Below are 13,651 nucleotides of genomic sequence, written 5' to 3'. Positions count from 1 at the left end.
CTGATTGTATACAACTTTATTCTCAGTTTGTAAGCCTGAATTTTCGCATTTTTCGCCGGCCGTCATCTTTTCCTGATAAAGGCGTGAGCCTGCAAGAAATCTGCCTGACCGGTCAGCTAATGGATCAGGGGTTCAATGAAAGCAGGGATTGCCGGCGAATCGGCGGGAAATCGGCGGATGGCGGGGGTGGACGGAAAAATGTCGTTTTTATTGTGTACAATTTTTCTTAAAAGTGTCTTAATCAGTCGCTCGCCGCAGCTTTTCGGGCTCCGAAACGGTGCGGCCTCCTTTTCAACTGACTTCGGGAGGCGCGAGGCCTGACTGCTTCCGGCAGGCAGGCGCGCAGAATCAATGGGACGTTTGACGACACACGTTTTGGACGCTGCACACGGTTGCCCGGGCAGCTCGATCAAGGTCGAGCTGTACCGCGTTGAGGGTTCGCACCTGGAATTGGTCGCCAGTGCGCTCACCAACAGCGACGGCCGGGTCGATGCGCCGCTGCTGCAGGGCGATGACTACCGCACCGGGGTCTATCAGGTGCAGTTCCATGCCGGCGACTACTACCGCGCCCGTGGCGTCCAGCTGCCGGAGCCGGCGTTTCTGGACGTGGTGGTGCTGCGCTTCGGCATCTCTGCCGAGCAGGACCATTACCACGTGCCGCTGCTGATCTCGCCGTACAGCTATTCCACCTATCGGGGCAGCTGACCCCCAAGCAGCTGCCCCCGCCGGGAAGCGACTGCGCATATAGCTTCTTTGGTCTTTCGCCCGCTCACACTGCGGGCTTTTTTTTGCCTGCAGAAAAGTTGTGCCTGTGCTGATGCCATCGCTGGCAAGCCAGCTCCCACAGTGTCCAGGTCGTGCGCAATAAATCTGAACACCCCGAGCCTGTGGGAGCTGGCTTGCCAGCGATGCTTTTACCGGCTAAGCAGAGACGCCGCCCCTGCGCCGCTGAACAGCCCGGCGCTGACCCGGTTGAACCAGCTCTGGCCCTTGCCGCTGCGCAGGTAACGCGCCGCGCCGTGGGCCCCGAGGCCGTAGGCCAGCTTGCAGCACAGGTCGAGCACCACCCAGGTCGCGATCATGATCAGCAGCTGCGGCAGGAACGGCTGCTGGGCGCTGAGGAACTGCGGCAGGAAGGCGGCGAAGAACAGGATGTCCTTGGGGTTGCTGGCGCCCAGCACGAAAGCGCGCCCGAACAGCGTGCGAAAGCGCGGAACCGGCGCGGCCTGGGGCACTTCGGCGCCGACCGACGGCAGGCGCGATTGCTGCCAGCTCTGCCAGGCGAGGTAGAACAGGTACAGCGCACCGACGATCTTCAAGGCGCTGAACAGTTGCTCCGAGGCCAGCAGCAACGCGCCGAGCCCCAGCGCCGAGGCGCTGAGCAGGCAGATCGAGGCGATCACACCACCGAGAAACGCCGGGTAAGAGCGGCGCAGCCCATAGTTCAGGCTGTTGCTGATCATGAGCAGCGACAGCGGCCCGGGAATGAGGATCACCACCAATGCAGCGCCGCTGAACAGCAACCAGGTTTCCAGACTCATCACTTTCCTCCATTTGCGCAAAAGCCTCACCCGAAGGGGTGAGGCCGGTTCGTAGCCAGATCCGCGTGACGCTTACAAGAAGATGAACTTGGCGATGAAGATCGCACAGAGCACCCACAGACTGACGGAAATTTCCTTGTACTTGCCGGTGCCGGCCTTCAGCGCCACGTAGGTGATGAAGCCCAGCGCGATGCCGTCGGCCACCGAGAAGGTCAGCGGCATCATGATCGCGGTGACGATCGCCGGAATGCTGTCGGTCGCCTCGTCCCATTCGATGTGGGCCATGCCGCCCATCATCAGCATCGCGACATAGATCAGTGCGCCGGCGGTGGCGTAGGCGGGAATCATGCCGGCCAGCGGGGCGAAGAACATGGCGGCAATAAATAGCACACCCACGGTGACGGCGGTAAGACCGGTCCGACCGCCAGCGGCCACGCCGGCGGCGCTTTCCACGTAACTGGTGACCGGCGGTACGCCGACCACGGCACCGAACACGCTGGAGGCGCTGTCGGCTTTCATGGCGCGGGACAGGTTTTCGATGCGCCCGTCAGCCCCCACCAGGTTGGCCCGCTGGGCAACGCCCATCAGGGTGCCGGCGGTGTCGAACATGTGCACGAACAGGAAAGCGAGCACGACGCTGATCATGCTGACGTTGAACACGCCGGCCACGTTCATGGCCATCCAGGTCGGGGCCAGGCTCGGCGGGGCCGACAGGATCCCTTCGTAGTGCACCAGGCCCAGGCCCCAGCCGGCGAGGGTCACGGTGATGATGCTGATGAGGATCGCGCCGAACACCTTGTGGTAGCTGAGGATCGCGATCATCAGGAAGCACAGGGCGGCGAGCAGCGGGCCCGGCTCGCGCAGGGAGCCGAGCTTGATCAGGGTGGCCGGGCTGTCGACCACGATGCCGGCGGTCTTCAGGCCGATCAGCCCCAGGAACAGGCCGACGCCGGCGCCCATCGCAAAGCGCAGGCTGACCGGAATGCTGTTGAGCAGCCATTCGCGGATGCGCGAGAAGGTCAGGATCATGAACAGCACGCCGGAGACGAACACCGCACCGAGCGCGGTCTCCCAGTTGTAGCCCATGGTGCCGACCACGGTGTAGGTGAAGAACGCATTGAGGCCCATCCCCGGCGCCAGGCCCACCGGCCAGTTGGCGTACAGGCCCATCAGCAGGCAGCCCAGCGCCGCCGCGATGCAGGTGGCGACGAACGCCGCACCGTGGTCGATGCCGGCGTCGGCCATGATGTTCGGGTTGACGAAAATGATGTAGGCCATGGTGATGAAGGTTGTCAGACCGGCAATCAGCTCGGTCTTCACCGTGGTGCCGTGCAAGCTGAGTTTGAAGATGCGCTCCAACAGGCCGTTGCGTAACGGCGGCGAGAGATCCAGCGTCGATGCTTCGGATTTGCGGCTTTCCACAGCGGTACTCCTCAAGAGTTTTATTGTTATTTCCAGGGCCGGACCCAGGAGGGGTGGCAGCGGCCCTTTGAGGCTTACGCGAATTTGTTGACCGTTAGGTCAGGAACTCGCACGCAGTGGATTATGCTTTTGTATACAAATAAAGCAAATAATGTTTTTGGCTTTGTCGACGAAAGATCTGGCGATAGGGCTATATCGCCATTGCCGAGCCTGCGGGCGCTGCCGACATCTTTGTTGTCTGGCCCACCGTCATCGCCGGCAGGCCGGCTCCCACAGGTATCCCAGCCGTGTGCAAGATGCAGGTACACCACAAAAACTGTGGGCGCTGCGGTGCAAGGATTCGACTGGCCAGCGATGGGGCCGGTCGGATCAGTCGGGATGAGCCTGACTGTTCCCCAATGCCAGGTTCACCGCCAGCCAGCCGTTCACCGCTGCCTCTCCGGCTTCGCCGAACACCCGCTCCAGCAGTTTCACTTGCTCGCGCCGCAGCGCCTGTTCGAACTTCGCGCCTTCGGCCGTCAGCTCCAGCAGGCGCTTACGCTTGTCGGTCTGCGACGCCACGCTGTCCACCAGGTGCATTTCCTGCAACTGCCGCAGCGGCATGTTCAGCGCCTGCTTGCTGACGCCGAGCAAGGCCAGCAGCTCCTTGACGCTCAGGTTGGGGTAGCGGGCGATGAAAAACACGATGCGCTGATGCACCCGGGACAGACCCCGCCGTTCAAGCATTTCGTCGGCCTTGGCGGTGAACGCCTGATAGCCGAAGAAAAACGCTTCCATGGCCTGTTGCTGGCTGACGGGGCTTTTAAGGTCAATCATGTTGACGTACTCGCTCGGACTGTCGTAGTTTCGGTCAAGCAGTTTGACTCAACTCCCTCAACCCTCGCCAGCGGTGATTCCATGGCTTTTTCCGAACGTGTCTCGCGCCTCAAAAGTTCTCTGATCCGTGAAATCCTCGCCGCCGCCCAACGGCCGGAAGTGATGTCGTTCGCCGGCGGCCTGCCGGCCGAAGCCATGCTGCCGAACGTCGAATGGAGCGACATGCCGGTGACCCTCGGCCAATACGGCATGAGCGAAGGCGAACCGGCCTTGCGCGAAAGGCTCGCGGCCGAGGCGAGGGCGCTGGGCCTGCCGTGCGCGGCGAGCCAGGTGCTGGTGGTCAGCGGCTCGCAGCAGACCCTCGATCTGGCGGCCAAGCTGTACATCGACAAGGGCACGCCAATCCTGCTCGAAGCACCGACCTACCTGGCGGCGCTGCAGATTTTCCAGCTGTTCGGCGCTGACTGCCTGACCGTTCCGCTGGAGGCGGACGGCCCGGATCTTGGGCAACTGCGTCAGCGCCTTGAACGGCATCGTCCGGCGTTCGTCTACTTGATCCCGACCTTCCAGAACCCGTCGGCCGTGCGTTACAGCGAAGCCAAGCGCGAAGCCGTCGCTGCGCTGCTGGACGAATTCGGCGTCACGCTGATCGAGGACGAGCCCTACCGCGAACTGACCTTCGACGGCGGCAGCGCCCGGCCGATCGCCGGGCGCTTGAAGAAATCCAGCTGGATCTACACCGGCACGGTGTCCAAGACGCTGCTGCCGGGCTTGCGCGTCGGTTACCTGATCGCGAGTCCCGACCTGTTTCCCCACCTGCTCAAGCTCAAGCAGTCGGCGGACCTGCACACCAACCGCATCGGCCAGTGGCAAGCCCTGCAATGGATCGGCAGCGAGCACTACCGGGCGCACCTGGCCCGGTTGCGCGATTTCTACCGTGAGCGCCGCGACGCGTTCCAGTCGGCGCTGGAAAGGCACTTCTCAGACCTGGCGGACTGGAACGCGCCCCAGGGCGGGCTGTTTTTCTGGCTGACCCTCAAGCGACCGCTGGACACCCGCACCTTGCTCGACGCTGCGCTGGCCGATGACGTGGCGTTCATGCCGGGGGAACCGTTCTTTCCGGAGCCAGAGCGCAACCTCGGTCATTTGCGGCTGAACTTCAGCCACATCGATCCGCAGCGGCTGGATGAAGGGATCAAGCGATTGGCGGCGGTGGTTCGGCGGGCGCAGGCGGACGAGGCGGCCTGAAAACGAACAAACCGGCTCAGGGGCCGGTTTGTTTTTTCTGGAACATGTGGCGATCCGGCAGGCCTCATCGCCAGCCTGCTGGCGATGGCCAAACCGCGGTCAGGCTGCGGCAAACCGCTTGTCCAGATATTCGATGATCACCTTGGACTCATACATCCAGGTGGTCTGGCCGTTCTCTTCGATGCGCAGGCACGGCACCTTGATCTTGCCGCCCTGTTCCAGCAGGGCCTGGCGGTGCTGCTCGTCGTTCTTCGCATCGCGCAGGGCCACAGGCACGTTCAGGCGGCGCAGGGTGCGGCGGGTCTTCACGCAGAACGGGCAGGCGTGGAACTGGTACAGGGTCAGCTCTTTGGCGGCGGCATCCACCTGGGCCTGGGCGGCGGCGGGGCGCTGTTTCTTGCTTGGGCGGGTCAGGAAGTCGATGAAGATGATCAGTTGGCCGAGGCCGACACGAAGCGCTTTGACGAACACGTTACAAGCCTCACAGGGACATTGGAGAAGGCGCGCAGCTTACCCGATTTTTCGCGCACGAAAAAAAACCGGCGATCAACGCCGGTTTTCCTGAATCGCGGATCACTTGATCAGGCTGAGGAACTCGCTGCGGGTCGCCGCATTCTCGCGGAACTCACCCAGCATCACCGAGGTGATCATCGACGAATTCTGCTTCTCCACACCGCGCATCATCATGCACATGTGCTTGGCCTCGATCACCACCGCCACGCCCAGGGCGCCAGTGACTTGCTGCACCGCGTCGGCGATCTGGCGGCTGAGGTTCTCCTGGATCTGCAGGCGACGGGCGTACATGTCGACGATCCGCGCCACCTTGGACAGGCCCAGCACCTTGCCGCTCGGGATGTAGGCGACGTGGGCCTTGCCGATGAACGGCAGCAGGTGGTGTTCGCACAACGAGTACAGCTCGATGTCCTTGACCAGCACCATTTCGCTGTTGTCGGAGCTGAACAGGGCACCGTTGGTGACCTCTTCGAGCGTCTGTTGATAACCGCGGCAGAGGTACTGCATGGCCTTGGCTGCACGTTTTGGGGTGTCGAGCAGGCCCTCGCGGGACACGTCTTCGCCCAGTTGGCCGAGGATCGCGGTGTAGTTCTGTTCCAGTGTCACAGAGGCTGATTCCATAAGGGTTTCAGTGGGGTACTGTATCTGTCCGTACCGATTGTGTGCCGCTCAAGCCACTGTCGGGCCGTCCGGGTCTCCTCGACCAGGGCTCAGGTCAAAGGCTACGTCTGGACGTGACCGGGCTGAGTGGCGATAAACGCAGGGTTCATACCCGCCATTCGGCACATGGTAGCGTAAGTGGGTGGGCGTTTGTATGGCCGACGGGCGTGAATCCCCAATTCGATTGGCTGCGCCGGGCGGTGCCCGACGTTCAGGCCACCCTGCGTAGGGGGCGGAAGCCTTGACCGACCGAAGGTGCTCTTTCTGGGTGAAGGCGGCTGGCGGTGCGCGGGTGAAAGGTTTGGAACGCCGTGTGCAGCCGCAGGAACCGGAACGTCAGGCCCTGCGGCGGCAGGTCGGTCAGCCGATCTGGACGATAGGCCCGGGAGACGTCTTGCTCGGATCCAATTTGATTGGGCCGAAGGTGAGCGACACCAAGCTCACGCTGTTGGAGAACGAAGCGGTGCCGTGGCCGTTGTTCGCCATGGTCGCCCAACGGATGCGCGAGTACCCGATCGTGGAAGGCGTACTGGTGACCTTGTTTCCGTTACTGACCGGTCCGCACACGAACTCCATGGTCTGTTGACCCTCCAGAAGGTCCATGTTCCACCACCGGACGTTTGCGATGACGTTGGTTGCATCCAATACGTCGTTGAGAACGACGCTGAACGTCGCCGAAACAATGTCGAAGCCCGTTTCATTCACCAGAACCGGGGCGACAGATAGAACAGAGCCTGAGAGGGGAGGGTAGATTTCCTGGCTGTTCTGGTTGAACTGCAGGGTGCCGGGCAGATCCAGCGTGAGGGAAATGCCGTTCTGTTTGAAGATGGTGAAGGTCTTGACCTGTCCTTGATATTTTTCCGACGCTTGTTCCTTGAGTGCTTGTGACATTTTAATTTCCTTTTTTTATTTGCCTTGAAGTTCGGTAGTTGAACTTCTCCCTGTTGCGCGCATCCGGCCTTGGAAACGCGCTCGGCAATTTTTGTAGGACAATTCCACTCTGTCAATGTTTGCCATGGTCTTTATTGTTTAAGGTTAGTTGCTGCGGTTTTATATTTCGAAGTTAACTAAAAAAGTGTGTCTCTTTAACTATTGGCTATTTGTGGAATGGAGCGGAAGGGCCTTTCGCGCAGGCCAGGTGGATAGAGGGCACCCGTGGATGTGCCTTTGGCAATGTGTAGGTGCGAAACATATATCGCGATTGGCTATATATAAGAAGTGGGTTTGGCGAGAGAGGTGTTTGCGTTTAATGCCACCGACAGATCAATACATTGATGGTCAAAGTATTGACTGGTGCGCAGACGGGAAAGGTAAAAGACTGAGTGTCCTACAGATAATGAAGTTTGCGCAGACGTGTTTGGCGTGCAGAAGAGCCAAGAGTTGCGCAGCAATGGATGAAAAGCCGTTCGCCGCACTTCCTTGGCAATCGTCTGTTTCGAAATGGACGGGGCGGCGGCTTGCACCGCTCCCGCCGCATCGGCCGGACGACGCTATTCGTCGCGGCCTTCCATCATGGTGCGTTTGAGCATCACATACACCGAGCCTGCGCCGCCGTGCCGGGGCTGGCACGAGGTGAAGCCGAGCACCTGCGGATGCTGGCGCAGCCAGGTGTTGACGTGGCTCTTGATCATCGGCCGCTTGCCGTCCAGCCGCACGGCCTTGCCGTGGGTGACGCGCACGCAGCGGATCTCGAGCTTCGTGGCTTCGGCCAGGAACGCCCACAGGGTCTCCCGGGCCTTTTCGACAGTCATGCCATGGAGGTCGAGGCTGCCCTCGAACGGGATCTGGCCGGCCTTGAGCTTGCGCACCTGGCTTTCCTGGACGCCGTCGCGGGCCCACATCAGCTCGTCTTCCGGGCCGACGTCGATCACGAACTGATCCGACAGACCGTCGACGGTGGTGGCATCGGTGCGCACGGTCGCGGATTGGCGCAGCTTGGCGATCTGTGCGCGGTCGGCCTTGGGTTTGCCGGTGTCGGCGCGGTCGTGCTTGATCGGCTTGACGCCTTGGATCGCACTTTTGAACAGGGAAAAATCGTCGTCTTGCATGTCAGCCTCCGCGAAGGGCGGCCAGTTTACCCAAGTCGACGCAAAACGGCCCGGCAAAAAGCCGGGCCGTCGGGTCAGTCGTGTTTTTTCATCAGGTGCGGGGACATGTTCAGTTCCCGCGATTGCCGGGCCCGGCGTCGGCAGCGGCGCCACAGGGCCACGCCGAAGTACAGGAACAGCAGACCGAGCGCCAGGACGATCGCCGAAGCGGCGGGCGTGGCGTTCAGGTCGCCGAGCGCCGGCGGGCGCCCCAGCAGGCTGGCGGCCCCGGCCATCGCCAGCAGCACCCCGAACGTCGCCAGGATGGCGGCGAACGCAGCGCCGAACCGAAAACGCCAGTTGCGTTGGCCCTTGGGCCGCAAGCGGCGTGCGTCAAATCCATCGGATAACTTCATTCCGACCTTCCTCAATGGTATCGGCCCTTCGACCGGGAGTTGACCGGGTTGTTCCTGAGGCTAGGGTAATTGAAGCGAATGCGAGGCTTTTGCGGATGAGCGGCGCGGCGGGCCGCTCACCGAAGGGGTTTTCAGATCAGGTCCTGGGTCAGCGCGAGGGTGGCGAAGTTGTCGGCCATGATCGCCATTTCCGCCTCCTGCACCTGTTCGGCGCTGAGCACGCGGCCCTTGAACGGCAGGTCGCGGGTGGCGCAGGCGTCTTCGACCAGGGTGCAGCGGAAGCCCAGGTTCTTCGCCGCGCGCACGGTGGTGCTGACGCTGGAGTGGCTCATGAAGCCGCAGACGATCAGATCCAGCGAACCGAGGGTCTGCAGGCGATCGTAGAGTTCGGTGCCGTGGAAGGCGCTCGGCAGCAGTTTGCCGATGATGGTCTCATCGCCCTGGGGTTCCAGGCCGGGGATGAACTCGCCGCGTTCGCCCTGCGGGTCGAACAGGCCGCCGACGGTGCCGAGGTGGCGCACATGCACGATCGGACGACCGGCCGCACGGGCGGCGGCGACCAGTTGCTTGATGTTCGCGACAGCCGCGTCCATGCCGCTCAGGGCCAGCGGGCCGCTGAGGTATTCCTTCTGGGCATCGATGATGACCACGGTGGCATGGCTCAACGTGGCCGCTGCGTAACCGCGGCCGCTGAGTTGAAACATCGTTTTTGGAACGGACATTCTGGGGCTCCTTGGGAGGGGGCTTTTGCGACATTGTCCTCTGGCTGAGCGGTTCTGTGAATCGCTACCATCGTAGGCACCGTCGTTACTGGGCTGCAGCCTTGTCAAGTGACACGTTCTGTTCAATAGCTGGCGTGAAAAATAGAAAAGTCCTACCGATGAGCCAGAGTTTTTCCTGCGTCGTCGTGGCGCGTTTTGGCTGGTAGAATCGCCAGTCGTTTTTTCTGGAGTTCTGCCCCGTGATCACTTCCCGACTTCGTACCCTGCGTGACCATATCCGTTGGGCCGTCAGCCGCTTCCATGGGGAGGATCTGTTTTTCGGCCATGGCACCGACAACGCCTGGGACGAAGCCCGGCAACTGGTGTTGGGTGCGCTGCACCTGCCGTGGGAAATCGCCGACAGCTACCTCGACTGCGCACTTGAAGACGATGAGCTGGTCCATCTTCAGCATCTGCTCAAGCGCCGCATCGTCGAGCGCATCCCGACCGCCTACCTGCTGGGCGAGGCCTGGTTCTGCGGGATGTCGTTCATCGTCGATTCCCGCGTGCTGATCCCGCGTTCGCCGATCGGCGAGCTGATCGAAAACCGCTTCGCGCCGTGGATCGGCAACGCGCCTGCGCGGATCCTCGACCTGTGCACCGGTTCCGGCTGCATCGGCATCGCCTGCGCCTACGAGTTCCAGGACGCCGAAGTGGTGCTGGCGGATCTGTCGTTCGAGGCGTTGGAGGTGGCGAACCAGAACATCGAGCGCCATGGCGTCGAAGAGCGCGTGTACACGGTGCAGGGCGACGGCTTCGACGGTCTGCCGGGGCAACGCTTCGACCTGATCGTGTCGAACCCGCCCTACGTCGATGCGGAAGATTTCGCCGACATGCCGGACGAGTACCAGCACGAACCGGAACTGGGCCTGGCCTGCGGTGACGACGGCCTGAATCTGGTGCGGCGGATGCTCGCCGAGGCGGCGGACCATCTGACCGAGAAAGGCTTGCTGATCGTCGAGGTGGGCAACAGCCAGGTGCACGTCGAGGCGCTGTACCCGGAAGTCGATTTCGCCTGGCTGGAGTTCGAGCGCGGCGGGCACGGTGTGTTCATGCTCACCGCCGAACAGTGCCGCGCCCATCAGGCGCTGTTCGCTTCGCGCGTCTGACCTGACGGCGCAGCGTGTGGCGGGGGGAGTGAGCGCCCTCGCCACGACACCTGTCAGCGGTGGGTGGCGATCCAGATCAGCAGGCCGGCCTGGAACACCGCGAACGCCACCAGGCACGTGATGGTGAAGCGCAGCCCGGCGTCTTCGCGCTTGAACTTGCTGACCTTTTCTTCCTGTTTCTTCAGTTTGACTTCCTGCTCGGCCAGGTTCTGCTCGGCCTGCTGCAGCATCTGCGCGGCCTCCAGAATCTCGACGATCTGCAGCTTTTCCGTGTTCCAGTCGCCGCGCAGGTCGCCGACCTCGACGTCCTTGACGCTGCCCTTGAGGTGCTGGGCGTCGGCGTAGGCCACTTCAAAGCCGTGTCCGCGCAGGAAATGGTCGCGGCGCAGGCGGGTGTCTTCGTTCAGCGCGTCCTTGTTGTTCAGGTCGGTGCCGTCGACGGTGTAGCCGGGCCAGCGCTTTTTCGCCCATGTAATGCCCTGGGCGGCCATGAAGCGGCCGATGCCGCGGTTCACCGGCTCGATCTGCAGGCCGGTGTCCGGGCCGAAATGCACGCGTTTGGCCGTGTGGTCGACCCACACGTCCAGATGGTTCTGTTCCTTGCGCACGCGCTGGCCGGGCAGCTTGATGGCCATGCGCATCAGGCTCTTGTCCTTGCCGTGGCGTTCGGCGTAACCGAACTCGACAAAGCGCAGCGGCCTTGCGCCGGTGTTCCGGTCGGTCTGCTGGGGGGCCAGGCGGAGCATCTTGTGGTGCTCGACGTGGACATCCGCCCATGGCAGCTCGACCGCTGGCGGTGCGTCTTTTTCAGCGGTGGTGTCGGGTGAAGTCTGGGTTTCAGTCATAACGGCGAGATCCTGTCCAAGCGCTGCTTGCCGCCAGCCGATACGCGGGCGACAAACGCTTATCGGCCGTTTTTCCGAGGACTGGAGGGCAAACGCCGCTTAATCAGGTGCGAAGCCCGTCAATGAATTCGAGCAGCCGCGCGCCGAGCTCGGCCGCCAGCGGCAGATTCGGGTCCTTGTAGGAGGCCAATTGCCGCTTCACGTCGTTGGGAACGATGCGCAGCACATGGTTCATGCCTTCGATCAGCGCCAGTTGCGCATCCGGTTTGGCGGCCTTGAGCAGACGGGCGTCATCGACCTGCACCTGGATGTCGTGGCTGCCCTGGACGATCAGCGCCGGCATCTTCAGCGCCGCGAAGGCCGCCGCCGGATCCTGGCGGAACAGGGAAATCAGGTAGGGCTGCACGCTCGGCCGGAAAATCACCTGCAACGGCGCCGGCACGCGGTCGTCGGTGTGACCGGCCTTGAGGCTGTCGAGCAGTTCGTTGCTGCGCAGCATCAAGGCCGGCGGCAGGCTGCGGGCCAGTTGCTGGCGCAGCACCTGATCGATGGGGCGGGCGCTGCCGGACAGGGAAATCACCGCCGCCGCATCGACTTTCGGCGCAGCGAGGCTGGCGATCAGCGCGCCTTCGCTGTGGCCGAGCAGGATCAACGGGCCGAAGCGCGGGTCAGCCTTGAGCTGGCGGCCCCAGGCCACGGCATCTGAAACGTAGGCCTCCACGGTCAGGTTGCGCTCGTCCGGCGTGGCCGCCAGGCTCGCGGCCACGCCGCGCTTGTCGAACCGGACGCTGGCGACATTGTGCTTGGCCAGCACCCACGCCAGCCGCTTGAGGCTGTCGTTGCGCCCGCCGTCGGGGTTGTTTCCGTCACGGTCCGTAGGCCCCGAGCCAGAAAGGATCAAGACGACAGGCACAGGCTTGTCGGACTTTGGCAGCAACAGCGAGCCGAAAAGTTCGCCGCTGTCGGTGGTCAAAGTGACCGGGCGTTGCAGGACGGTCGCCTGGGCAAAGCCGGTCAGAAGGGTCAGGCTCAAGATCAAAACTCGCAGCATCATCACGCCATCATTTGCAAAGGTGCCGGTTGGACTCGGCATCACCCGTAAGGTTCGAGGATGAACTAGTCGGTTAGCCTGCGTATACTGGCGCGCATCACGAATTTGGGTTCGATTTCACGGAGCGTCCTGCATGTCCGGCAATACCTACGGCAAGCTGTTCACTGTCACCACCGCAGGCGAGAGCCATGGACCGGCGTTGGTCGCCATTGTCGACGGCTGCCCGCCGGGCCTGGAGATCTCCCTGGACGACCTGCAGCGCGACCTCGACCGGCGCAAGCCGGGCACCAGCCGCCACACCACCCAGCGCCAGGAGGCCGACGAGGTCGAGATCCTGTCCGGCGTGTTCGAGGGCCGCACCACCGGTTGCGCCATCGGCCTGCTGATCCGCAACACCGACCAGAAGTCCAAGGACTACTCGGCGATCAAGGACCTGTTCCGCCCGGCCCACGCCGACTACACCTACCACCACAAGTACGGCGAGCGCGACTACCGCGGCGGCGGCCGCAGCTCGGCGCGGGAAACCGCGATGCGCGTGGCCGCTGGCGCCATCGCCAAGAAGTACCTGGCCAGCCAGGGCATCGTCGTGCGCGGCTACATGAGCCAGCTCGGCCCGATCGAAATCCCGTTCAAGACCTGGGACTCGGTGGAGCAGAACGCCTTCTTCAGCCCGGATCCGGACAAGGTGCCTGAGCTGGAGGCCTACATGGACCAGCTGCGTCGCGACCAGGATTCGGTCGGCGCCAAGATCACCGTCGTGGCCGAAGGCGTGATGCCGGGCCTGGGCGAGCCGATCTTCGACCGCCTCGACGCCGAACTGGCCCACGCGCTGATGAGCATCAACGCGGTGAAGGGTGTGGAGATCGGCGCCGGGTTCGCCTGCGTGGCCCAGCGCGGCACCGAGCACCGCGACGAGCTGACCCCGGAAGGCTTCCTGAGCAACAACGCCGGCGGCATCCTGGGCGGCATCTCCTCCGGCCAGCCGATCGTGGCGCACCTGGCGCTCAAGCCGACGTCGAGCATCACCACGCCGGGCCGCTCCATCGACATCCACGGCAACCCGGTGGACGTGATCACCAAGGGCCGCCACGACCCGTGCGTCGGCATCCGCGCCACGCCGATCGCCGAGGCGATGATGGCCATCGTGCTGATGGACCACCTGCTGCGCCACCGCGGGCAGAACGCCGACGTGAAGGTGAGCACCCCGGTGCTGGGCCAGCTCTGATGGGCCGCCTGACAGCC

At 63.0% G+C, this 13,651-nt stretch carries 15 protein-coding genes; 4 read left to right on the top strand and 11 right to left on the bottom strand.

What is annotated here, in order from left to right:
- Positions 1 to 351: 351 nt before the first annotated feature.
- Positions 352 to 705 carry a hydroxyisourate hydrolase gene (gene uraH / locus CAG31_RS01280; protein WP_011333195.1) on the top strand — a complete coding sequence of 118 codons (354 nt, stop codon included), beginning with the start codon at positions 352 to 354 and terminating at the stop codon, positions 703 to 705.
- A gap of 209 nt (positions 706 to 914) precedes the next feature.
- Here uraH and CAG31_RS01275 read toward each other — a convergent pair whose 3' ends face one another.
- From CAG31_RS01275 to CAG31_RS01265, 3 genes are all read right to left on the bottom strand, one after another.
- Entirely contained in the window at positions 915 to 1,541 is a 627-nt protein-coding gene (locus CAG31_RS01275) for a LysE family translocator (protein WP_085577665.1), read from the bottom strand.
- 72 nt (positions 1,542 to 1,613) lie between these two features.
- Entirely contained in the window at positions 1,614 to 2,963 is a 1,350-nt protein-coding gene (locus tag CAG31_RS01270; RefSeq protein ID WP_085577664.1) for an NCS2 family permease, read from the bottom strand.
- A 369-nt stretch (positions 2,964 to 3,332) separates the two neighbouring features.
- Positions 3,333 to 3,779 (bottom strand): MarR family winged helix-turn-helix transcriptional regulator, encoded by a 447-nt coding sequence (locus CAG31_RS01265; protein ID WP_085577663.1) that lies wholly within the window; start codon positions 3,777 to 3,779, stop codon positions 3,333 to 3,335.
- A gap of 81 nt (positions 3,780 to 3,860) precedes the next feature.
- On the opposite strand from CAG31_RS01265, the gene CAG31_RS01260 reads away from it, so the two are divergent.
- The gene (locus tag CAG31_RS01260; protein WP_085577662.1) at positions 3,861 to 5,027 is read left to right on the top strand and encodes a PLP-dependent aminotransferase family protein; all 1,167 of its coding nucleotides are present in this window, start codon (positions 3,861 to 3,863) and stop codon (positions 5,025 to 5,027) included.
- A gap of 99 nt (positions 5,028 to 5,126) precedes the next feature.
- On the opposite strand, the gene CAG31_RS01255 is transcribed toward CAG31_RS01260, so the two are convergent.
- From CAG31_RS01255 to CAG31_RS01225, 6 genes are all read right to left on the bottom strand, one after another.
- Positions 5,127 to 5,498, bottom strand: a complete 372-nt coding sequence (locus CAG31_RS01255; protein WP_085577661.1) for a glutathione S-transferase N-terminal domain-containing protein — start codon at positions 5,496 to 5,498, stop codon at positions 5,127 to 5,129.
- 102 nt (positions 5,499 to 5,600) lie between these two features.
- A complete protein-coding gene (gene folE / locus CAG31_RS01250) occupies positions 5,601 to 6,146 on the bottom strand; it encodes a GTP cyclohydrolase I FolE (protein WP_218189694.1) in 546 nt (181 codons plus the stop codon).
- A gap of 414 nt (positions 6,147 to 6,560) precedes the next feature.
- A complete protein-coding gene (locus CAG31_RS01240) occupies positions 6,561 to 7,091 on the bottom strand; it encodes a hypothetical protein (RefSeq protein ID WP_085577659.1) in 531 nt (176 codons plus the stop codon).
- A gap of 599 nt (positions 7,092 to 7,690) precedes the next feature.
- A complete protein-coding gene (locus CAG31_RS01235; protein ID WP_085577658.1) occupies positions 7,691 to 8,248 on the bottom strand; it encodes a Smr/MutS family protein in 558 nt (185 codons plus the stop codon).
- A 74-nt stretch (positions 8,249 to 8,322) separates the two neighbouring features.
- Positions 8,323 to 8,643 carry a hypothetical protein gene (locus CAG31_RS01230; protein ID WP_085577657.1) on the bottom strand — a complete coding sequence of 107 codons (321 nt, stop codon included), beginning with the start codon at positions 8,641 to 8,643 and terminating at the stop codon, positions 8,323 to 8,325.
- 131 nt (positions 8,644 to 8,774) lie between these two features.
- A complete protein-coding gene (locus tag CAG31_RS01225; protein ID WP_085577656.1) occupies positions 8,775 to 9,365 on the bottom strand; it encodes a cysteine hydrolase family protein in 591 nt (196 codons plus the stop codon).
- 239 nt (positions 9,366 to 9,604) lie between these two features.
- Here CAG31_RS01225 and prmB point away from each other — a divergent pair, with 239 nt between their 5' ends.
- A complete protein-coding gene (prmB, locus tag CAG31_RS01220) occupies positions 9,605 to 10,513 on the top strand; it encodes a 50S ribosomal protein L3 N(5)-glutamine methyltransferase (protein WP_085577655.1) in 909 nt (302 codons plus the stop codon).
- Positions 10,514 to 10,566: 53 nt separating this feature from the next.
- Here prmB and CAG31_RS01215 read toward each other — a convergent pair whose 3' ends face one another.
- Positions 10,567 to 11,358 carry a hypothetical protein gene (locus CAG31_RS01215; RefSeq protein ID WP_085577654.1) on the bottom strand — a complete coding sequence of 264 codons (792 nt, stop codon included), beginning with the start codon at positions 11,356 to 11,358 and terminating at the stop codon, positions 10,567 to 10,569.
- Between the two features lie 103 nt (positions 11,359 to 11,461).
- A complete protein-coding gene (locus CAG31_RS01210; RefSeq protein ID WP_085577653.1) occupies positions 11,462 to 12,412 on the bottom strand; it encodes an alpha/beta hydrolase in 951 nt (316 codons plus the stop codon).
- 130 nt (positions 12,413 to 12,542) lie between these two features.
- On the opposite strand from CAG31_RS01210, the gene aroC reads away from it, so the two are divergent.
- Positions 12,543 to 13,634: a chorismate synthase gene (aroC, locus tag CAG31_RS01205; protein ID WP_085577652.1), complete on the top strand. Its 1,092-nt coding sequence runs from the start codon at positions 12,543 to 12,545 to the stop codon at positions 13,632 to 13,634.
- Positions 13,635 to 13,651: the final 17 nt, after the last annotated feature.

The sequence above is a fragment of the Pseudomonas sp. R25(2017) genome (assembly GCF_002112565.1).
Classification (GTDB): Bacteria; Pseudomonadota; Gammaproteobacteria; order Pseudomonadales; family Pseudomonadaceae; genus Aquipseudomonas; species Aquipseudomonas ekonensis.
The sequence above is the reverse complement of the archived record's forward strand: the minus strand, read 5'-3'. Positions and strand labels throughout refer to the sequence as shown.

Coding starts and splice junctions, on each gene's coding strand:
- CAG31_RS01225 (WP_085577656.1), bottom strand. CDS start 9,365: ATGTCCGTTCCAAAAACGATGTTTCAACTCAGCGGCCGCGGTTACGCA.
- CAG31_RS01215 (WP_085577654.1), bottom strand. CDS start 11,358: ATGACTGAAACCCAGACTTCACCCGACACCACCGCTGAAAAAGACGCA.
- CAG31_RS01265 (WP_085577663.1), bottom strand. CDS start 3,779: ATGATTGACCTTAAAAGCCCCGTCAGCCAGCAACAGGCCATGGAAGCG.
- CAG31_RS01275 (WP_085577665.1), bottom strand. CDS start 1,541: ATGAGTCTGGAAACCTGGTTGCTGTTCAGCGGCGCTGCATTGGTGGTG.
- CAG31_RS01240 (WP_085577659.1), bottom strand. CDS start 7,091: ATGTCACAAGCACTCAAGGAACAAGCGTCGGAAAAATATCAAGGACAG.
- CAG31_RS01230 (WP_085577657.1), bottom strand. CDS start 8,643: ATGAAGTTATCCGATGGATTTGACGCACGCCGCTTGCGGCCCAAGGGC.
- CAG31_RS01260 (WP_085577662.1), top strand. CDS start 3,861: ATGGCTTTTTCCGAACGTGTCTCGCGCCTCAAAAGTTCTCTGATCCGT.
- uraH (WP_011333195.1), top strand. CDS start 352: ATGGGACGTTTGACGACACACGTTTTGGACGCTGCACACGGTTGCCCG.
- CAG31_RS01235 (WP_085577658.1), bottom strand. CDS start 8,248: ATGCAAGACGACGATTTTTCCCTGTTCAAAAGTGCGATCCAAGGCGTC.
- aroC (WP_085577652.1), top strand. CDS start 12,543: ATGTCCGGCAATACCTACGGCAAGCTGTTCACTGTCACCACCGCAGGC.
- CAG31_RS01210 (WP_085577653.1), bottom strand. CDS start 12,412: ATGATGCTGCGAGTTTTGATCTTGAGCCTGACCCTTCTGACCGGCTTT.